This is a genomic window from Paraburkholderia gardini (assembly GCF_907164575.1).
GTDB classification, from domain to species: domain Bacteria; phylum Pseudomonadota; class Gammaproteobacteria; order Burkholderiales; family Burkholderiaceae; genus Paraburkholderia; species Paraburkholderia gardini.
In genome coordinates, this window is sequence record NZ_CAJQYY010000028.1 from 80,264 (window position 1) to 99,004 (window position 18,741).

18 protein-coding genes are annotated in these 18,741 nt (G+C 61.6%); 15 read left to right on the plus strand and 3 right to left on the minus strand.

What is annotated here, in order from left to right; genetic code table 11:
- The first annotated feature begins 92 nt into the window (after positions 1-92).
- The 15 genes from nuoG (at position 93) to LPA34_RS21645 (ending at position 15,305) form a co-directional block, all read left to right on the plus strand.
- Entirely contained in the window at positions 93-2,426 is a 2,334-nt protein-coding gene (nuoG, locus tag LPA34_RS21575; RefSeq protein ID WP_228982051.1) for an NADH-quinone oxidoreductase subunit NuoG, read from the plus strand.
- On the plus strand, positions 2,427-3,491 hold the full coding sequence (nuoH, locus tag LPA34_RS21580) for an NADH-quinone oxidoreductase subunit NuoH (RefSeq protein WP_228982053.1): 1,065 nt from the start codon (positions 2,427-2,429) through the stop codon (positions 3,489-3,491). It abuts the gene before it with no gap.
- 14 nt (positions 3,492-3,505) lie between these two features.
- Positions 3,506-3,994 (plus strand): NADH-quinone oxidoreductase subunit NuoI, encoded by a 489-nt coding sequence (gene nuoI / locus LPA34_RS21585; protein ID WP_007588142.1) that lies wholly within the window; start codon positions 3,506-3,508, stop codon positions 3,992-3,994.
- A 172-nt stretch (positions 3,995-4,166) separates the two neighbouring features.
- The gene (locus LPA34_RS21590; protein WP_228982055.1) at positions 4,167-4,877 is read left to right on the plus strand and encodes an NADH-quinone oxidoreductase subunit J; all 711 of its coding nucleotides are present in this window, start codon (positions 4,167-4,169) and stop codon (positions 4,875-4,877) included.
- Positions 4,878-4,894: 17 nt separating this feature from the next.
- A complete protein-coding gene (nuoK, locus tag LPA34_RS21595) occupies positions 4,895-5,200 on the plus strand; it encodes an NADH-quinone oxidoreductase subunit NuoK (protein WP_153102134.1) in 306 nt (101 codons plus the stop codon).
- A 17-nt stretch (positions 5,201-5,217) separates the two neighbouring features.
- On the plus strand, positions 5,218-7,305 hold the full coding sequence (gene nuoL, locus LPA34_RS21600; RefSeq protein WP_228982058.1) for an NADH-quinone oxidoreductase subunit L: 2,088 nt from the start codon (positions 5,218-5,220) through the stop codon (positions 7,303-7,305).
- Positions 7,306-7,319: 14 nt separating this feature from the next.
- Positions 7,320-8,810, plus strand: coding sequence for an NADH-quinone oxidoreductase subunit M (locus tag LPA34_RS21605; protein WP_228982060.1), 1,491 nt, complete (start codon positions 7,320-7,322; stop codon positions 8,808-8,810).
- A 25-nt stretch (positions 8,811-8,835) separates the two neighbouring features.
- A complete protein-coding gene (gene nuoN / locus LPA34_RS21610; protein WP_228982062.1) occupies positions 8,836-10,308 on the plus strand; it encodes an NADH-quinone oxidoreductase subunit NuoN in 1,473 nt (490 codons plus the stop codon).
- Positions 10,308-10,610, plus strand: coding sequence for a DUF2818 family protein (locus LPA34_RS21615; RefSeq protein ID WP_228982063.1), 303 nt, complete (start codon positions 10,308-10,310; stop codon positions 10,608-10,610). Before nuoN ends, LPA34_RS21615 begins: the two co-directional genes overlap by 1 nt.
- 42 nt (positions 10,611-10,652) lie before the next feature.
- Positions 10,653-11,243: an NUDIX domain-containing protein gene (locus LPA34_RS21620; protein ID WP_228982066.1), complete on the plus strand. Its 591-nt coding sequence runs from the start codon at positions 10,653-10,655 to the stop codon at positions 11,241-11,243.
- A gap of 294 nt (positions 11,244-11,537) precedes the next feature.
- Positions 11,538-11,963 (plus strand): DUF1178 family protein, encoded by a 426-nt coding sequence (locus LPA34_RS21625; protein WP_228982067.1) that lies wholly within the window; start codon positions 11,538-11,540, stop codon positions 11,961-11,963.
- 53 nt (positions 11,964-12,016) lie between these two features.
- On the plus strand, positions 12,017-13,213 hold the full coding sequence (locus LPA34_RS21630; RefSeq protein WP_228982068.1) for an acyl-CoA dehydrogenase family protein: 1,197 nt from the start codon (positions 12,017-12,019) through the stop codon (positions 13,211-13,213).
- A gap of 11 nt (positions 13,214-13,224) precedes the next feature.
- Positions 13,225-14,352 carry an acyl-CoA dehydrogenase family protein gene (locus LPA34_RS21635; RefSeq protein WP_228982069.1) on the plus strand — a complete coding sequence of 376 codons (1,128 nt, stop codon included), beginning with the start codon at positions 13,225-13,227 and terminating at the stop codon, positions 14,350-14,352.
- 30 nt (positions 14,353-14,382) lie between these two features.
- Positions 14,383-14,841 (plus strand): MaoC family dehydratase, encoded by a 459-nt coding sequence (locus LPA34_RS21640; protein ID WP_228982072.1) that lies wholly within the window; start codon positions 14,383-14,385, stop codon positions 14,839-14,841.
- Positions 14,838-15,305: a MaoC family dehydratase gene (locus LPA34_RS21645; RefSeq protein ID WP_228982074.1), complete on the plus strand. Its 468-nt coding sequence runs from the start codon at positions 14,838-14,840 to the stop codon at positions 15,303-15,305. The genes LPA34_RS21640 and LPA34_RS21645 overlap by 4 nt, the downstream gene beginning before the upstream one ends.
- Before the next feature lie 86 nt (positions 15,306-15,391).
- On the opposite strand, the gene LPA34_RS21650 is transcribed toward LPA34_RS21645, so the two are convergent.
- From LPA34_RS21650 to LPA34_RS21660, 3 genes are all read right to left on the minus strand, one after another.
- On the minus strand, positions 15,392-16,093 hold the full coding sequence (locus tag LPA34_RS21650) for a glutathione binding-like protein (RefSeq protein WP_228982075.1): 702 nt from the start codon (positions 16,091-16,093) through the stop codon (positions 15,392-15,394).
- A 155-nt stretch (positions 16,094-16,248) separates the two neighbouring features.
- The gene (locus LPA34_RS21655; RefSeq protein ID WP_228982077.1) at positions 16,249-17,502 is read right to left on the minus strand and encodes an acyl-CoA dehydrogenase family protein; all 1,254 of its coding nucleotides are present in this window, start codon (positions 17,500-17,502) and stop codon (positions 16,249-16,251) included.
- Between the two features lie 42 nt (positions 17,503-17,544).
- Positions 17,545-18,651: a phosphotransferase gene (locus LPA34_RS21660; RefSeq protein ID WP_228982079.1), complete on the minus strand. Its 1,107-nt coding sequence runs from the start codon at positions 18,649-18,651 to the stop codon at positions 17,545-17,547.
- Positions 18,652-18,741 lie beyond the last annotated feature (90 nt).

An 18,741-nucleotide genomic window follows, 5' to 3' on the forward strand; every position in this document is an offset into this window, starting at 1 on the left:
CGTCGCCGTGTCCGTCAAACGGGCCAGCGACTGAATGGGCGATTGAGCGGACGAACGATTGAGCGGTAACAGGTTAAGGAAGATTGACCATCATGGTTGAACTTGAAATAGACGGCAAGACAGTCGAGGTACCTGAAGGCAGCATGGTGATCCAGGCTGCGCATAAGGTCGATACGTACATTCCTCACTTCTGCTATCACAAGAAGTTGTCGATTGCGGCCAACTGCCGGATGTGTCTCGTCGAAGTCGAGAAGATGCCGAAGGCCGTGCCGGCATGCGCGACGCCGGTGTCGGCGGGCATGATCGTGCGCACGAAGTCGGACAAGGCGGTGAAGGCGCAGCAATCCGTGATGGAATTCCTGCTGATCAACCATCCGCTCGACTGCCCGATCTGCGATCAGGGCGGCGAATGTCAGCTGCAGGATCTGGCGGTCGGTTACGGCAAGTCGTCGTCGCGTTATAGCGAAGAGAAGCGCGTCGTGTTCCACAAGAACGTCGGCCCGCTGATCTCGATGGAAGAAATGACACGCTGCATTCACTGCACGCGCTGCGTCCGTTTTGGCCAGGAAGTCGCCGGCGTGATGGAGCTCGGCATGCTGGGTCGTGGCGAGCATGCGGAAATCACGTCGTTCGTCGGCAAGACGGTCGATTCGGAACTGTCGGGCAACATGATCGACCTGTGCCCGGTCGGCGCGCTGACCAGCAAGCCGTTCCGCTACAGCGCCCGTACGTGGGAACTGTCGCGCCGCAAGTCGGTAAGCCCGCACGATTCCGTCGGCGCGAACCTCGTGGTGCAGGTGAAGAACAATCGCGTGATGCGCGCGCTGCCGTTCGAAAACGAAGCGATCAATGAATGCTGGATCTCGGACAAGGATCGTTTCTCGTACGAAGGCCTGAACAGCGCGGAGCGTCTCACGCAGCCGATGCTGAAGCAGGACGGCAAGTGGATTGAAACCGACTGGCAGACGGCGCTCGAATACGTCGTCAAGGGTCTGAATGGCATCAAGGGCGACCACGGCGCGAACGCGCTGGCCGCGCTCGCCAGCCCGCACAGCACGGTTGAGGAACTGTTCCTGCTGAAGAAGCTCGCACAAGCCGTCGGCACACCGAACGTCGACTTCCGTCTGCGTCAGTCCGATTTTGCGGCGCCGGTCAATGGAACGCCGTGGCTCGGCACCGCTATCGCCGATCTGTCGAATCTCGACGCCGCACTGATCATCGGTTCGACGCTGCGTCGCGATCATCCGTTGCTGGCCGCGCGTTTGCGCCAGGCTGCGAAGAGCGGCGCGAAGCTCACGCTGCTGCAGGCAACGGCTGACGACGCGCTGATCCCGCAAGCGAAGCGTGTTGTCGCTGCGCCATCGGCGTGGCTGCATGAACTTGCCGGCATCGCCGCTTCGGTCGCTGAACTGCGCGGCGAAGCATTGCCGGAAACGCTTAAAGGCGTCGAGGCATCGGACGCGGCGAAGCAGGCCGCCGCATCGCTCGCAGGTGGCTCGACACGCGTCGTACTGCTTGGCAACGACGCTGTGCGGCATCCGCAATTCGCACAGATTCATGCAGCGGCGCAATGGATTGCGGACGCAACCGGCGCGAAGCTCGGCTTCCTCACGGAAGCAGCGAACACGGTGGGCGCGCATCTCGTCGGCGCACTGCCGGACGCAGGTGGTCTGAATGCCCGTGAAGTGTTCGAACAGCCGCGCAAGGGTTATGTGCTGCTGAACCTCGAGCCGGAATTCGACACGGCAAACCCGGCACACGCACTGGCCGCACTGAAGCAGGCGGAAATGGTCGTCGTGATGTCGTCGTTCGTGACGGGTACCGATTACGCCGACGTACTGCTGCCGGTCGCACCGTTCACGGAAACGGCCGGCACGTTCGTCAATGCCGAAGGTACGGTGCAGACGTTCAACGGCGTCGTGCGTCCGCTGGGCGAAACGCGTCCGGCATGGAAGGTGTTGCGCGTGCTGGGTAGCATTCTCGGCGCTCCGGGCTTCGAATTCGACACGGCTGAAGAAGTGCGCACGGCGGCGCTGGGCGACGGCGATCTGACGTCGCGCCTGTCGAACCGCACGGACGTGGCGATTGCCCGCAACGGCGCGCCGAAGGCTGCCGAAGGCACGTTCGAACGCGTTGCCGATGTACCGATTTACCACGCTGATCCGCTGGTGCGCCGCGCTGAATCGCTGCACCTGACGGCAGCGGCGCGCGCAGCGAACTCGGCCGGTCTGCCGGCTGCGCTGTTCGACAAGCTGGGTCTGAAAGAGGGCGACGCGATCCGCGTGCGCCAGGGCGAACTGTCGGTGCAACTGCCGGCGGTGCGTGATGCGAATCTTGCGGAAACGGTCGTCCGCGTATCGGTAGGCACGCCTGCTGGTGCAGCGCTGGGCAGCCTGTTCGGTGAACTGGTGGTGGAGAAGGCGTAAATGAGCTTGTTCGAAACGATCAACTCGGGCGGCACCCAGCTTCTCGGTGTGGCATGGCCCACGGTGTGGGCACTCGTGCGCATCCTGGTGGTGGCGGTCGTGATCCTGCTGTGCGTGGCTTACCTGATCCTGTGGGAACGGAAGCTGATCGGCTGGATGCACGTGCGTCTCGGCCCGAACCGTGTCGGTCCCGCCGGCCTGTTGCAGCCAATCGCCGACGTGCTGAAGCTGCTGCTGAAAGAAGTCATTCAGCCGACCCAGGCAAGCCGCTGGATCTACATGATCGCCCCGATCATGGTGGTCGTGCCGGCCTTCGCGGTCTGGGCGGTGATTCCGTTCCAGGCGGGTGCGGTGCTCGGCGACATCAACGCAGGTCTGCTGTACGCGATGGCGATTTCGTCGGTCGGCGTGTATGGCGTGATTCTCGCCGGCTGGGCGTCGAATTCGAAGTACGCGTTCCTCGGCGCGATGCGTGCCGCGGCGCAGATGGTGTCGTACGAAATCTGCATGGGCTTTGCGCTCGTCGTCGTGCTGATGACGGCTGGTACGCTGAACCTGTCGGCTATTGTCACGTCGCAGGAACGCGGCATTTTCGCGAGCTACGGCCTGAACTTCCTGTCATGGAACTGGTTGCCGCTTCTGCCGATGTTCGTCGTCTACTTCATCTCCGGCATCGCTGAAACGAACCGTCACCCGTTCGACGTGGTGGAAGGGGAGTCGGAAATCGTCGCCGGTCACATGATCGATTACTCGGGTATGGCGTTCGCGCTGTTCTTCCTCGCCGAGTACATCAACATGATCGTGATCTCGGCGCTGGCGGCGACGCTGTTCCTCGGCGGCTGGAGCGCTCCGTTCGGTTTTCTGTCGTTCGTGCCGGGCATCGTGTGGCTCGTCGCGAAAGTTTTCTTCCTGCTGTCGGTGTTCATCTGGGCGCGTGCTACGTTCCCGCGCTATCGCTATGACCAGATCATGCGTCTGGGCTGGAAAATCTTCATTCCGGTCTGCGTGGTGTGGCTGGTGGTGGTCGGCTTCTGGATCATGTCGCCGTTGAATATCTGGAAATAAGGGCGGATGACCCCATGACCGCAATTCAAAATTTCTTCAAGACTTTCTTCCTGACGGAGCTGCTGAAGGGCCTCGCGCTGACCGGACGTTACACGTTCCAGCGCAAGATCACGGTGCAGTTCCCCGAGGAAAAAACGCCGATTTCGCCGCGTTTCCGTGGCCTGCACGCACTGCGCCGATATGAGAACGGCGAAGAGCGCTGCATCGCCTGCAAGCTGTGCGAAGCGGTGTGCCCGGCACTTGCCATCACGATCGAGTCGGAAACCCGTGCGGACAATACGCGCCGCACGACGCGCTACGACATCGACCTGACCAAATGCATCTTCTGCGGTTTCTGCGAAGAGAGCTGCCCCGTCGATTCGATCGTCGAGACGCACATTCTCGAATATCACGGCGAAAAGCGCGGCGACCTGTACTTCACGAAGGACATGCTGCTGGCCGTGGGCGATCGCTACGAAACTGAGATCGCTGCAAACAAGGCGGCCGACGCGCCGTATCGTTAAACACGGTTGAACGCGGTTGAAACACTGCTCGTTCGACGCTGCAAAACGGCCCGCTGTACAGGCCGTGCGCTGAAGTCCGACTGCTTCGGCACCGCGCGCCTGTGTGCTGCATTCACAGATGCGCGTGCCAAAGAACCATGCCTGATGATGGCCTAACGATGAACCGGTAATCATGGAATTCACGACCGTACTGTTCTACATCTTCGCGCTGTTCCTGGTGATATCAGGGCTGAAGGTGATCACCTCGCGCAACCCGGTGAGCTCCGCGCTCTTCCTGGTGCTCGCGTTTTTCAATGCAGCGGCGATCTGGATGCTGCTCGAGGCTGAATTCCTCGCGATCCTGCTCGTGCTGGTCTACGTCGGCGCGGTGATGGTGCTGTTCCTGTTCGTCGTGATGATGCTGGACATCAATGTCGACGTGCTGCGACGCGACTTCAGGCGCTTCGTGCCGATGGCGACGATTGTCGGCGCGATCATCGTGATCGAAACCGCGCTGATCCTCTGGCACGGCTACGGCGCGACCGTCCAGCCGGTGCGCGACACCACGGTGGCCGGCGCCGCAGCCGCAACCGCTGGCTGGTCGAACACGCGCATCATCGGCAAGATCATCTACACCGACTACATCTTCGCGTTCGAAGTGGCCGGCCTTGTCCTGCTCGTCGCGATCATCGCGGCGGTTGCGCTGACCGCGCGTCATGCGAAGGACAGCAAGCGCCAGAACGTCGGCGATCAGGTGAAGGTGCGCGCCCAGGACCGTGTGCGCGTCGTCAAGATGGCGTCGGAAAAGACCGCTGCGACCGAAGCGGCCGAAGCCGCTGCCGCCGCAAAGGCCGCCGAAGCTGCCGCGGCAACGACTGCCGCCGCGCCTGCAAAGAACGGCTGAGCGCCCAGGAGAAAAACATGTTGACCCTTGCTCATTACCTCGTCCTCGGCGCGATCCTGTTTGCGATCAGCATCGTCGGCATTTTCCTGAACCGTCGCAACATCATCATCATCCTGATGGCGATCGAGCTGATGCTGCTGGCGGTGAACACCAATTTTGTCGCCTTCTCGCATTACCTGGGCGACGTGCATGGCCAGATCTTCGTGTTCTTCGTGCTGACGGTTGCGGCAGCGGAAGCAGCGATCGGTCTCGCCATTCTGGTGACCCTGTTCCGTAGCCTCGACACGATCAACGTCGAGGATCTCGATCAGCTCAAAGGTTAAATTCAGGCAAAGCTGTTATGTCAACGACACTCAATGAAAACCTGCTGCTAGCGGTCCCGCTGGCACCGCTGGCCGGCTCGCTGATCGCGGGGCTGTTCGGGAAAGCGGTGGGGCGCGCCGGGGCACACTCGGTCACGATTCTCGGCGTGGCGATCTCGTTCATCCTGTCGGCGATCGTCTTTTTCGACGTGCTGAACGGTGCGAGCTTCAACGCGACCATTTATGAATGGCTGACCGTCGGCAAGCTGAAGTTCGAAATCGGCTTCCTCGTCGATTCGCTCACGGCGATGATGATGTGCGTGGTGACCTTCGTGTCGCTGATGGTGCACATCTACACGATCGGTTACATGGCCGACGACGACGGCTACCAGCGCTTCTTCTCGTATATCTCGCTGTTCACGTTCTCGATGTTGATGCTCGTGATGAGCAACAACTTCCTGCAACTGTTCTTCGGCTGGGAAGCGGTGGGTCTGGTGTCGTACCTGCTGATCGGCTTCTACTTCACGCGTGAAAGTGCCATCTACGCGAACATGAAGGCGTTCCTCGTGAACCGCGTGGGCGACTTCGGTTTCATTCTCGGTATCGGCCTGCTGCTGGCCTTCGGCGGCTCGCTGAACTACGGCGATGTGTTCGCGAAGAGCCACGAGCTGGCCGCGCTGAGCTTCCCGGGTACGAGCTGGGGCCTGCTGACGGTTGCGTGTATCTGCCTCTTCATCGGCGCGATGGGCAAGTCGGCGCAGTTCCCGCTGCACGTGTGGCTGCCGGATTCGATGGAAGGCCCGACGCCGATTTCCGCGCTGATTCACGCGGCGACGATGGTGACGGCCGGTATCTTCATGGTCACGCGCATGTCGCCGCTGTTCGAACTGTCGGATACGGCGCTGTCATTCATCATGGTGATCGGTGCGATCACGACGCTGTTCATGGGCTTCCTCGGGGTCGTCCAGAACGACATCAAGCGCGTGGTGGCTTACTCGACACTGTCGCAGCTCGGTTACATGACGGTCGCGCTCGGCGCGTCCGCCTACTCGGTTGCCGTGTTCCATCTGATGACGCACGCGTTCTTCAAGGCGCTGCTGTTCCTCGGCGCGGGCTCGGTGATCATCGGCATGCACCACGATCAGGACATCCGCAACATGGGTGGCCTGCGCAAGTACATGCCGATCACGTGGATCACGTCGCTGGCCGGTACGCTGGCGCTGATCGGTACGCCGTTCTTCTCCGGCTTCTACTCGAAAGACTCGATCATCGATGCGGTGAAGCTGTCGCATCTGCCGGGTTCGGGTTTCGCGTACTTCGCGGTGGTGGCGAGCGTGTTCGTCACGGCGCTGTACTCGTTCCGCATGTATTTCCTCGTGTTCCACGGCGAAGAGCGTTTCCGCAATCCGAAGCATCCGGAATCGCCGATGGGTGCCGAAGCGGCGGCGCACGCCGCGCACGGCCATGACGATCACGGCCACGGCCACGATGCGCACGCCCATGGTCATGACGACCACGGTCACGCACACGAGCCGCACGAGACGCCGTGGGTGGTCTGGGTACCGCTGGTGCTGCTGGCGATTCCGTCGGTCGTCATCGGTGCAATCGGCATCGGTCCGATGATTTACGGCGACTTCTTCCAGCACGGCGTGGCGTTCGACAAGGTGATTTTCGTCGGCGCAAACCATCCGGCGCTGCATGAGATGGCCGAAGAGTTCCAGGGCTGGGCGTCGATGGGTCTGCACTCGGTTTCGGGTCTGCCGGTGTGGCTCGCGCTCGCAGGCATCGTGGTGGCGTGGTTCCTGTATCTGGTGCGTCCGGATCTGCCGGCTGTCATCAAGCGCGCGTTCGGCCCGGTCTACACGCTGCTCGACAACAAGTACTACATGGACAAGATCAACGAAGTCGTCTTCGCGAAGGGTGCCGTGGCCATCGGCCGCGGTCTCTGGAAGGAGGGTGACGTCGTGGTCATCGACGGTATCGTCAACGGCAGCGCGCGCTTCATTGGCTGGTTTGCCAGCGTGATCCGCTTCCTCCAATCCGGTTACATCTATCACTACGCGTTTGCCATGATTATCGGCATGTTGGGGCTCTTGACCCTGTTTGTAACGCTCGGCGGCAAATAAGGCGAGGGACACTAATGCACGCTTATCCGATTCTCAGTATCGCGATCTGGCTGCCGATCCTGTTCGGCCTCCTGGTCCTTGCCATCGGTTCCGACAAGAACCCCGGCCCGGCGCGCTGGCTTGCGCTGGTCGGCTCGGTACTCAGCTTTATCGTCACGATTCCGCTCATGACGGGCTTCGACTCCAGCACTGCGGAACTGCAGTTCGTGGAGAAGGCCAACTGGATCGAACGCTTCAACATCACGTATCACCTGGGCGTCGACGGCATCTCGATGTGGTTCGTCGTGCTGACCGCGCTGATCACGGTGATCGTCGTGATCAGCGCATGGGAAGTGATCACGAAGAACGTGTCGCAGTATCTGGCTTCGTTCCTGATCCTGTCCGGCATCATGGTCGGCGTGTTCAGCGCCGCGGACGGCATGCTGTTCTACGTGTTCTTCGAAGCGACGCTGATTCCGATGTACATCATCATCGGCGTGTGGGGCGGGGCGAACCGCGTGTACGCGGCGTTCAAGTTCTTCCTGTACACGCTGATGGGCTCGCTGCTGATGCTGGTCGCGCTGCTGTACCTGTACACGCAGACGGGCACGTTCGATCTCGCCACGTGGCAAAACGCGCAGATCGGCATGACGCCGCAGATATTGATATTTATCGCGTTCTTCCTGGCGTTCGCCGTGAAGGTGCCGATGTGGCCGGTTCACACGTGGCTGCCTGACGCCCACGTGGAAGCGCCGACGGGCGGCTCGGTCGTGCTGGCCGCGATCATGCTGAAGCTCGGTGCATACGGTTTCCTGCGCTTCTCGCTGCCGATCACACCGGACGCGAGCCACTTCCTCGCGCCGGCTGTGATCACGCTGTCGCTGATCGCGGTGATCTACATCGGTTTCGTCGCGATGGTGCAGGCGGACATGAAGAAGCTGGTCGCGTACTCGTCGATCGCGCACATGGGCTTCGTGACGCTCGGCTTTTTCATCTTCAACCAGCTCGGTGTGGAAGGCGCAATCGTCCAGATGATCTCGCACGGCTTCGTGTCGGGCGCGATGTTCCTGTGTATCGGCGTGCTGTATGACCGCATGCACTCGCGTCAGATCGCCGACTACGGCGGCGTCGTGAACACGATGCCGAAGTTCGCGGCACTCGTGATGCTGTTCTCGATGGCGAATTGCGGCCTGCCGGGCACGTCGGGTTTCGTCGGTGAATTCATGGTGATCCTGGCTGCTGTCCAGTTCAATTTCTGGATTGGTCTTGGCGCCGCGGTCACGCTGATTCTCGGCGCGGCCTACACGCTGTGGATGTACAAGCGCGTGTACTTCGGCGCCGTGGCGAACGACCACGTGAAGGGCCTGCTCGACGTCAACCGCCGTGAGTTCTTCATGCTGGTCGTGCTTGCGGTCCTGACGCTGTTCATGGGCCTGTATCCGAAGCCTTTCACCGATGTGATGCACGTATCCGTGGACAACCTCCTCTCCCACGTCGCGCAGTCCAAGCTGCCGTTGTCACAGTAATACAGAGCGGAGGAATCTAAAGATCATGCAAAACGCCCCTATGAATGCTCTGTTGCCCGATGCGCTGCTGATGTTCGCAGTCGTCGTCGCGTGGCTCAACGACACGTTCGTCGGCGTGACTGGCCGTCGCACGACGTATTACATCGCGGTCGTCTCTTCGGTGATCGCGGGTGTCTGGTTCGCGATCAACGCGTTCGACCCGACGCCGCATTACTTCTTCTCGCGCATGTACGTGGTGGATCCGTTCGCCAGCGCGATGAAGGCGGTGGTGTCGCTGGGTTACGCGGTGACGATTGTCTATTCGCGCAAGTATCTCGAAGACCGCGACCTGTTCCGCGGCGACTTCTTCCTGCTTGGCATGTTTTCGCTGCTCGGCCAGCTCGTGATGATTTCGGGCAACAACTTCCTGACGCTGTATCTCGGTCTGGAATTGATGTCGCTGTCGCTGTATGCCGTGATCGCGCTGCGTCGTGACGCTGCGCAGTCGAACGAATCGGCGATGAAGTACTACGTGCTGGGTGCGCTTGCATCGGGTTTCCTGCTCTACGGCATCTCGATGCTGTACGGCGCGACCGGTTCGCTCGAACTCGGTGAAGTGCTGAAGGCGGTGGCTTCGGGTCACATCAACGATGTCGTGCTGCTGTTCGGCGTGATCTTCATCGTCGCTGGCATCGCGTTCAAGATGGGTGCAGTGCCGTTCCACATGTGGGTGCCGGACGTCTATCAAGGCGCGCCGACGGCCATGACGTTGCTGACCGGCGGCGGTCCGAAGGTCGCGGCGTTCGCATGGGGTCTGCGCTTTCTCGTGATGGGCCTGCTGCCGCTCGCGGTCGACTGGCAGGAAATGCTCGTGATTCTCGCGGCGCTGTCGATGATCGTCGGCAACATCACGGGTATCGTCCAGCGCAACATCAAGCGGATGCTGGCGTACTCGGCGATCGCGAACATGGGCTTCGTGCTGCTCGGCCTGCTGTCGGGCGTGGTCGACGGCAAGGCGGGTGGAGCGGCCGGTGCGTACGGTTCAGCGATGTTCTACAGCATCATCTACCTCGTGACGACGCTCGGCACGTTCGGCGTTGTGATGCTGCTCGCACGTCGTGATTTCGAGGCCGAAACGCTCGACGACTTCAAGGGTCTTAACCAGCGCAGTCCGATCTTCGCGTTCGTGATGATGGTGATGATGTTCTCGCTCGCCGGCATCCCGCCGACGGTCGGCTTCTACGCGAAGCTCGCCGTGCTCGAGGCGACGATGAACGCCGGCCTGACGTGGCTCACGGTGCTTGCCGTGGTGACGTCGCTGTTCGGCGCGTTCTACTACCTGCGTGTCGTCAAGCTGATGTACTTCGATGCACCGCAGGACACCGCGCCGATTACCGCCGACGCCTGCTCGCGTACGCTGCTCGCGCTGAACGGCGTGGCCCTGCTTGTGCTCGGCATCGTGCCGGGTCCGCTGATGACGGTCTGCCTGCAGGCTATCCAGCACACGCTGCCGCTGTAATGTCGGCAGCGGGCTGGTTTATCGTGTTGCTGGCGCTCGTGGGCGCCAACCTGCCGTTCCTGAACCAGCGGCTCTTCGCGGTCGTCCCGGTGAAGTTGAAGGCGGCGAAGAAGAGCGTCTGGTTGCGGATCGCCGAAATGATCGTGCTGTATTTCGCGATCGGCACGCTTGGCTTCATGCTCGAAGCGCGCGCCGGTAACCGCTTCGAGCAGGGCTGGCAGTTCTATGCGATCACGTTCAGTCTTTTTGTCGTGTTCGCTTTCCCCGGTTTCACCTGGCAGTATCTCGTCAAACGCCGCTGACGGCACAAGCCGTCGGCGCTCCATGCTTTTCTGAGGTCGCACATGGCCGAACTCCCGAACCACGACGCAACGCTCACCGAAAAGTGTCTGGAGAGCACGACCCTGCACGAGGGGCCGTTTCTGACGCTCAAGTGCGATACGGTCGAATTGCCCGACGGCAAGCACGCAACCCGCGAGTACGTGAAGCACCCGGGCGCGGTGATGGTGATTCCGCTCTTCGACGACGGTCGCGTGCTGCTCGAAAGCCAGTATCGCTACCCGATCGGCAAGGTGATGTACGAGTATCCCGCGGGCAAGCTGGATCCGGACGAAGGCGCGCTCGCCTGCGCGAAACGTGAACTGGCTGAAGAGACCGGCTATACGGCAAGCGAGTACGTCTACATCACGCGCATCCACCCGATCATTTCATACTCGACGGAATTCATCGACATCTACCTCGCGCGCGGCCTGACGGCAGGCGAGCGCAAGCTCGACGACGGCGAATTCCTCGAACTCTTCACGGCAACCGTGCCGGAAGTGTCCGAGTGGGTGCGCACGGGGAAGATCACCGACGTGAAGACGATCATCGGCACGTTCTGGCTCGAAAAGATCCTGTCGGGCACATGGCCGACAGCAGCGCCGGAGCGTGACTGAGGCAACAGGGTCGCCACCGTGGGGCGACGGCGCATGACGTAGCATCGATGAATGCAAGTTGTCGAACCTGCAACGGCGGCCCGCAAGGCCGCCGTTATCTTTTCCGGCGGCGATTTTCAGGTGATTCGGGTATTTTGGGCTGCTTCGGCGGCATTCGCCGCAAAGCGCTAGAATCGCCCCACGCTGTCGATGGAGGGCGCTTATCCCGCTCTCAATGAAAAGCCAAAAAAATTTGCGAACGATCGTTCACAAATTTCCATTTTGCGATAAACTGGTTGCAAGCCCTGATTCCACATGAAGGTCCTCGATTTAACGTGTCTGCACGGCCATCGGTTCGAAGGCTGGTTCGCTTCCGCCGATGATTTTGAGTCGCAGTTGTCCCGCAAGCTGGTCGAATGTCCAGTTTGCGGTGTGACCGAAGTGAGCCGTTTGCCGTCCGCACCGCGGCTCAACCTGTCCGGTGCGACGGCGGCGTCTGCGCCGGCGAACGCGGTTGAATGGCAGGCGCACGCCATGCGTGCACTGCGCGAGGTACTGGAAAAGACCGAGAACGTGGGCGACCGCTTCGCCGAGGAAGCACGGCGCATTCACTACAACGAAGCGCCGGCACGCAGTATTCGGGGCCTCACGACACCCGAAGATGCGAAAGCCTTGGTCGAGGAAGGCATCGACGTGATGCCGCTGCCGGTCCCGGCCGCACTGAAAGAACCGCTGCAATAAGCGCGGTGGCTTCCTGGCGGCGGTGGTCTAGCCGCGGCCAGGAGACATAGCGCATGAATCTGGATTACTCCCAAGCTGACGACGCATTCCGCGCCGACATCCGTTCGTGGCTCGAGGCCAATTTGCCTCACGAGCTGCGCTACAAGGTACTCAACCACAAGCGTCTGAACCGCGAGGACCTCGCAAGCTGGCACAAGCTGCTCGGCAAGCGCGGCTGGTCGGTGATCGCGTGGCCAACCGAATTCGGCGGTCCGGGCTGGAATCCGACGCAACGCCACATCTGGGACGAAGAATGCGCGCGCATCGGCGCACCTTCGGTGCTGCCGTTCGGCGTATCGATGGTGGCGCCCGTGTTGATGAAATACGGCAATGAGGCGCAAAAACGCCACTACCTGCCGCGTATTCTCGACGGCACCGACTGGTGGTGTCAGGGTTATTCGGAACCGGGCTCCGGCTCCGATCTGGCGTCGCTGCGCACGCGCGCCGAGCGCGTCGGCGATCACTACATCGTCAACGGCCAGAAAACGTGGACCACCCTCGGCCAGCACGCCGACATGATGTTCTGCCTCGTGCGCACCGACAGCGGCGCGAAGAAGCAGGAAGGCATCTCGTTCATCCTGATCGACATGAAGACACCGGGCATTACCGTGCGTCCGATCATCACGCTCGATGAAGATCACGAAGTCAACGAAGTCTTCTTCGAAGATGTGAAAGTGCCGGTCGAGAATCTCGTCGGCGAAGAGAATCGCGGCTGGACGTATGCGAAATATCTGCTCGGTCACGAGCGCACCGGTATCGCACGCGTCGGCCAGTCGAAGCGCGAACTCGTTTTCCTGAAGCGCCTCGCGCTGAACCAGAAGAAGAACGGCAAGCCGTTGCTGCACGATCCGGTTTTCTCGGCGAAGGTCGCGAATCTGGAAATCGAAATGATGGCGCTTGAAATCACGGTGCAGCGCGTCGTGAGCGCTGAGACGGGCGGACGCGGTCCGGGGCCGGAAGCGTCGATGCTGAAGATCAAGGGCACCGAGGTGCAGCAGGCGTTGACCGAGTTGATGTTCGAAGCGGTCGGTCCGATGGCGGCGCCGTTCGACGTACCGTTCCTCGAAGGCGAGCGCGCACATAGCGTGGCTGGTGATGACGATGCGGCGCCGCTTGCGGCGTATTACTTCAATTTCCGTAAGACGTCGATCTACGGCGGTTCGAACGAGATTCAAAAGAACATCATCGCGCAGATGATTCTGGGCCTTTGAGGAGCAGCGCAATGGACTTCACTTTTAACGACGAACAACAGCAATTCGCCGACGCGCTGCGCCGCTATCTCGACAAGAACTACGGCTTCGAGGCACGCCAGGCGATCGTGCGCACCGAAGCGGGCGTATCGGACACACACTGGTCCGCGTTCACCGAACTCGGTCTCACGGCATTACCGGTGCCTGAAGCGCGAGGCGGCTTCAACGGCAGTCCGGTCGACATGCTCGTGGTGATGCAGGAACTCGGGCGCGCGCTTGTGATCGAGCCATACTGGGCGACGGCGGTGGGTATCGAGGCGCTGCGTCTGGCGGGCACGGGCGAGGGCGACGATACGCACCTGCTCGAACGCGCCGCAGCGGGCGAGATCAGGCTTGCCGTGGCGTTTCATGAACCGGCCGCACGCTACGACATTTTCGCGGTGGAAACGACCGCGACGAAACAGGGTGAAGGCTACGTGTTGACGGGCAGGAAATCCGTCGTGCAGCACGGCGCGCAGGCGGATTACTGGATCGTGCCCGCACGTCTGGACGGCGAGATCGCGCTGTTCGTGATCGAGCGCAAGGCACGGAACGCCCAGGTTACCGACTACCGCACGATCGACGGCCAGCGTGCCGCGACACTGTCGTTCGAAGCGACGCCGGCGCGTCGCCTTGCCGGCGCACACGCGGGCGCCGCGACGCTCGAACGCATCGCCGATTACGGCATCGTGCTGCTCTGCGCGGAAGCCGTCGGCGCGCTCGATGCGCTGAATCACGCCACCGCCGAATATACGAAGCAGCGTCAGCAGTTCGGCGTGCCGATCGCGCGTTTCCAGTCGTTGCAGCATCGGATGGTCGAGATGCTGATTCACGCGGAACAGGCGCGCTCGGTGTCGTATCTGGCCGCCGTCCGCTACGCGAGTGAAGATGCCGACGAGCGTCGCCGTGCCGTGTCGGCCGCGAAGGTTCGCGTCGGGCAGGCCGCGCGCTTTGTCGGCCAGCAGGCGGTTCAGTTGCACGGCGGCATGGGCGTGACCAACGAAGTCGCGGCGGCGCATCTGTTCAAGCGCCTCGCGATCATCGAAACCACGCTGGGCGACGTCGATCACCATCTCGAACGTTTTGCCGCCCTGCCAGGGTTTGCCGTCGCCGAAGTATGATCTGTCGATCCAGATGAAGGAGGTGTGAACATGGGTTTGAGCTTCGAGGACATGGAGGTCGGCAAGACCTTCGAAATCGGTGAACACACGTTTACGCGGGAAGAGATCATCCGGTTCGCCGAACAGTTCGATCCGCAACCGTTTCACATCAGCGATGAAGGTGCGGCGGCCTCGCCGTACGGCACGCTGATCGCAAGCGGCTGGCATACGTGCTCGGTGATGATGGGCCTGCTCGTGCGCAACGCGTTTGCGGGTTCGACGTCGATGGGCTCACCCGGCATCGATGACATTCGCTGGATCAAGCCCGTGCGTGTGGGCGATACGATCCGTATGCTGAACACCGTGCTCGACCGGCGCGTGTCCGCGAGCAAACCCGATCGCGGCATCGTGTCGACGCAGTGGGAAGGCATCAACCAGCACGGCGAAACAGTGATCACGGTGCGCTCGAAAGGGCTCTTCGGCTTGCGCAATCCGGGTGACGCAGTATGACGCCGGGCGACATTGAGGTAGCCGATGCGCATGCACTACGCGCACTTACGAGTTCAGGTGCGCTGATAAGCGCCTGGGCCGGGATCGATCAGGCGAGCGTGGACCGTTTCGCGGCGGCCACCGGCGATCATCAATGGATTCACGTCGATCCTGAACGGGCAAAACGTGAGTCGCCATTTGGTGGACCGATTGCGCATGGATTCATGACGCTGTCGCTGATTCCGGCGCTGCTCGAGAAGACCGTTTCGTTGAAGCAGCGCATGGGCGTCAACTACGGTCTAAACCGGGTGCGCTTCACGTCGCCGGTGCTGGTCGGGTCGAACGTGCGTGCGAAGTTCGTGGTGGCTGACGTGACTGACGTCGACGACAACGGCGTGCAGGTTGTCTGGAACGTGACGCTGGAAAAGCAGGGGAGTGAGCGGCCGGTTTGTGTCGCCGAGTTCATCACCCGGCATTATTTCTAGCATCGACATCGGGTTCAACACAGTAGAAAGGAAAACGCGGTTGCCTTCACAGGCAACCGCGTTTTTTATTGCGCGACGCGCTCAGTTCAATGCTTCGCGTATTGCGTCGCGCCGAACAGGATTTCGCGCGCCTTGTCGTCGGTCAGCTCCTTGCGCGCGGACGCCAGCACTTCCACGCCGCGGATCACCGCCGGACGCGCGGCGATCGCTTCGTGCCAGCGCTTCACGTTCGGGAAGTCGTCGAGCTCGATGCCCTGGTTTTTCCACGAGCGCGTCCACGGGAACGATGCGATATCCGCGATCGTATAGTCGTTGCCCGCGAGATACGCGGTCTTGCCGAGTTGCGTATCCATCACGCCGTACAGACGCCGCGTCTCGTTCGTGTAGCGGTTGATCGCGTACTCGATCGGCTGCGGCGCGTACACGCGGAAGTGATGCGTCTGGCCGAGCATCGGGCCGACGCCGCCCATCTGGAACATCAGCCATTGCAGCGTCGCATAGCGTCTCGCCGGATCGGCCGGCAGGAACTTGCCGGTTTTTTCCGCGAGATAAATCAGGATCGCGCCGGATTCGAACAGCGAGAACGGTTTGCCGTCAGCGGACTTCGGGCCGTCGGGATCGACGATCGCCGGGATCTTGTTGTTCGGGCTGATCGAAAGAAATTCGGGCGTGAACTGGTCGCCGGCGCCAATATTGATGGCGTGCGCCGTGTATTCGAGCCCGGTTTCCTCGAGCATGATGTGGATTTTGTGGCCGTTCGGGGTCGCCCAGCTATAGACGTCGATCATCGTGACTCCTGGTTTTCGTGAGTGAGGCGCCGCGCGATGCGACGTCGATGCATTGAGGCAGACGAAAATTAGAGCACAGATCGAATCTTGATGCAGGGCGTGACCCAGCGTGCACCACGCCACCGCATCGTGTAAAACGCGCCGTTATAGCGCTGTCATTGCGCGCGTTGTGTCGCCGCGGGCGATGGCGACGCTTCCGCATAGCGCGACAGTTCGAGTTTCGCGATCGCGTTGCGGTGCACCTCATCGGGACCGTCCGCGAAGCGCAGCGTGCGTGCCGACGTGTACGCATACGCGAGCGGAAAATCGTCGCTCATGCCGGCCGCGCCGTGCGCCTGCATGGCCCAGTCGATGACCTGACATGCCATGTTCGGCGCGACGACCTTGATCATCGCGATTTCGCCGCGTGCGCCCTTGTTGCCGACGGTGTCCATCATGTACGCCGTCTTCAGCGTGAGCAGGCGCGCCTGTTCGATCAGGCAGCGCGCTTCGGCGATACGCTCCAGCGTCACGCCTTGCGCGGCGACCGGCTTGCCGAACGCGACCCGCTGCAGCGAACGCTTCGACATCAGTTCGAGCGCGCGCTCGGCGAGGCCGATCAGACGCATGCAGTGGTGAATGCGTCCCGGCCCGAGACGGCCCTGCGCGATCTCGAAACCGCGGCCTTCGCCCAGCAGCAGGTTCGACGCCGGCACGCGCACGTTTTCCAGCGTGATTTCCATGTGGCCGTGCGGCGCGTCGTCGTAACCGAACACCGTCAGCGGACGATGCACGGTGACGCCGGTTGCGTCGGCGGGCACGAGGATCATCGACTGTTGCTGATGGCGCGGCGCTTCGGGATCGGTCTTGCCCATCACGATGTACACCTTGCAGCGCGGGTCGCCCGCGCCCGACGACCACCACTTGCGGCCGTTGATCACATAATCGTCACCGTCGCGCACGATGCTCGTCTGGATATTCGTTGCATCCGACGACGCCACGGCCGGTTCCGTCATCAGGAACGCCGAGCGAATATGGCCCTGCAGCAGCGGTTCGAGCCATTCACGTTTGTTTTCATCACTGCCGTAGCGCTCGATCGTTTCCATGTTGCCGGTGTCGGGCGCGTTGCAGTTGAACACTTCAGGCGCCCAGGGCACCCGGCCCATGATCTCGCACAGCGGCGCGTATTCGAGATTCGTGAGGCCCGCGCCGCGCGCGGAGTCCGGCAGGAACAGGTTCCACAGCCCGGCGTCGCGCGCTTCCTGCTTGAGACGCTCGATCAGCTCAGTCGGAATCCATGCGTTGCCGTTCTGGCGATTCCGTGCAATCTCTTCGGCGAATGCGCGCTCGTTCGGATAGATGTGCTCGTCGAAGAAAGCGAGCAATTTCTCGCGCAGTGCCTGCACCTTCGGGGTGTAATCGAAATTCATGTAAAACCTCGCGGGTAACGATGAGCAATTGTCGGGCTGTGACTAGCGCACTTTCTGCGCGTAACGCCACGCGAGTTCCGCCATCGGCTTCGCGCGACGGCCGGCATCGATAGCCTGCGCACTCGCAGCGGTGCCGTCGACGACGCGTTTCATGATCCCCTGCAGGATCGCCGCGATGCGGAACATGTTGTACGCCAGATAGAAATTCCAGTCGCCTTCGATCTGGAAGCCAGTGCGCGCGCAATAACGTTCGACGTAATGCGCTTCGTCCGGAATGCCGAGTGCCGCCCAGTCGAGGCCGGCAATGCCGCGAAACTGCGTGGGATCGACGTGCCACGCCATGCAGTGATACGCGAAGTCGGCAAGCGGATCGCCGAGCGTCGACAGTTCCCAGTCGAGCACGGCAAGCACACGCGGCTCGTGCGGATGGAAAATCAGGTTGTCGAGACGGTAGTCGCCATGCACGACCGAAGCACGCTCGCCGGTATCGGCCGGCATGTGCTGCGGCAGCCATTCGATGAGGCGGTTCATCGCTTCGATCGGTTCCGTTTCGGACGCCACATACTGCTTGCTCCAGCGACCGATCTGTCGCGCGAAGTAGTTGCCCGGTTTGCCATAGTCCGCAAGCCCGACGGTCGCTGGATCGACGCTATGCAGCGCTGCGATCACGCGATTCATCTCGTCGTAGATCGCACCGCGTTCACCGGTCGTCATGCCGGGCAGCGACTGGTCCCACAGCACGCGTCCCTGAACGAACTCCATCACATAGAAAGCGCGCCCAATCACGCTTTCGTCTTCGCAGAGCGCGAGCATTTTCGCGACCGGTACGTCGGTATGGCGAAGCGCGTGCATCACGCGATATTCGCGTTCCACGGCGTGCGCCGACGGCAGGAGTTTCGCAGCGGGGCCAGGCTTCGCGCGCATCACATACGAGCGCGAAGGCGTGACGAGTTTGAACGTCGGATTCGACTGGCCGCCTGCGAACTGTTCGACGGTCAACGACCCGGCGAAGCCTTCGACGTGTTGGGCCAGCCACGCGCCGAGCTGGTCCGCGTCGAAGCGCTGTTTGTCCGCGACGGGCCGGGTGCCTTCGAATGCCGAGTAGTCCGGCGTGTGTTCCGCTTCTCCAGCGGGGCTGGCCTGCGTCATTGTCTCTATATGAACGCGTCCCGTTTGCAACAGTTTTCGTGTGTTCGGACAGACAGGATGGGTTGCGGCTCTATATCCGGCCTTGTTGCA

What these genes read in the sequence shown, in the direction of transcription:
- nuoG (WP_228982051.1), top strand. Translation starts at nt 93, where the DNA reads ATGGTTGAACTTGAAATAGACGGCAAGACAGTCGAGGTACCTGAAGGC.
- nuoH (WP_228982053.1), top strand. Translation starts at nt 2,427, where the DNA reads ATGAGCTTGTTCGAAACGATCAACTCGGGCGGCACCCAGCTTCTCGGT.
- nuoI (WP_007588142.1), top strand. Translation starts at nt 3,506, where the DNA reads ATGACCGCAATTCAAAATTTCTTCAAGACTTTCTTCCTGACGGAGCTG.
- LPA34_RS21590 (WP_228982055.1), top strand. Translation starts at nt 4,167, where the DNA reads ATGGAATTCACGACCGTACTGTTCTACATCTTCGCGCTGTTCCTGGTG.
- nuoK (WP_153102134.1), top strand. Translation starts at nt 4,895, where the DNA reads ATGTTGACCCTTGCTCATTACCTCGTCCTCGGCGCGATCCTGTTTGCG.
- nuoL (WP_228982058.1), top strand. Translation starts at nt 5,218, where the DNA reads ATGTCAACGACACTCAATGAAAACCTGCTGCTAGCGGTCCCGCTGGCA.
- LPA34_RS21605 (WP_228982060.1), top strand. Translation starts at nt 7,320, where the DNA reads ATGCACGCTTATCCGATTCTCAGTATCGCGATCTGGCTGCCGATCCTG.
- nuoN (WP_228982062.1), top strand. Translation starts at nt 8,836, where the DNA reads ATGCAAAACGCCCCTATGAATGCTCTGTTGCCCGATGCGCTGCTGATG.
- LPA34_RS21615 (WP_228982063.1), top strand. Translation starts at nt 10,308, where the DNA reads ATGTCGGCAGCGGGCTGGTTTATCGTGTTGCTGGCGCTCGTGGGCGCC.
- LPA34_RS21620 (WP_228982066.1), top strand. Translation starts at nt 10,653, where the DNA reads ATGGCCGAACTCCCGAACCACGACGCAACGCTCACCGAAAAGTGTCTG.
- LPA34_RS21625 (WP_228982067.1), top strand. Translation starts at nt 11,538, where the DNA reads ATGAAGGTCCTCGATTTAACGTGTCTGCACGGCCATCGGTTCGAAGGC.
- LPA34_RS21630 (WP_228982068.1), top strand. Translation starts at nt 12,017, where the DNA reads ATGAATCTGGATTACTCCCAAGCTGACGACGCATTCCGCGCCGACATC.
- LPA34_RS21635 (WP_228982069.1), top strand. Translation starts at nt 13,225, where the DNA reads ATGGACTTCACTTTTAACGACGAACAACAGCAATTCGCCGACGCGCTG.
- LPA34_RS21640 (WP_228982072.1), top strand. Translation starts at nt 14,383, where the DNA reads ATGGGTTTGAGCTTCGAGGACATGGAGGTCGGCAAGACCTTCGAAATC.
- LPA34_RS21645 (WP_228982074.1), top strand. Translation starts at nt 14,838, where the DNA reads ATGACGCCGGGCGACATTGAGGTAGCCGATGCGCATGCACTACGCGCA.
- LPA34_RS21650 (WP_228982075.1), bottom strand. Translation starts at nt 16,093, where the DNA reads ATGATCGACGTCTATAGCTGGGCGACCCCGAACGGCCACAAAATCCAC.
- LPA34_RS21655 (WP_228982077.1), bottom strand. Translation starts at nt 17,502, where the DNA reads ATGAATTTCGATTACACCCCGAAGGTGCAGGCACTGCGCGAGAAATTG.
- LPA34_RS21660 (WP_228982079.1), bottom strand. Translation starts at nt 18,651, where the DNA reads ATGACGCAGGCCAGCCCCGCTGGAGAAGCGGAACACACGCCGGACTAC.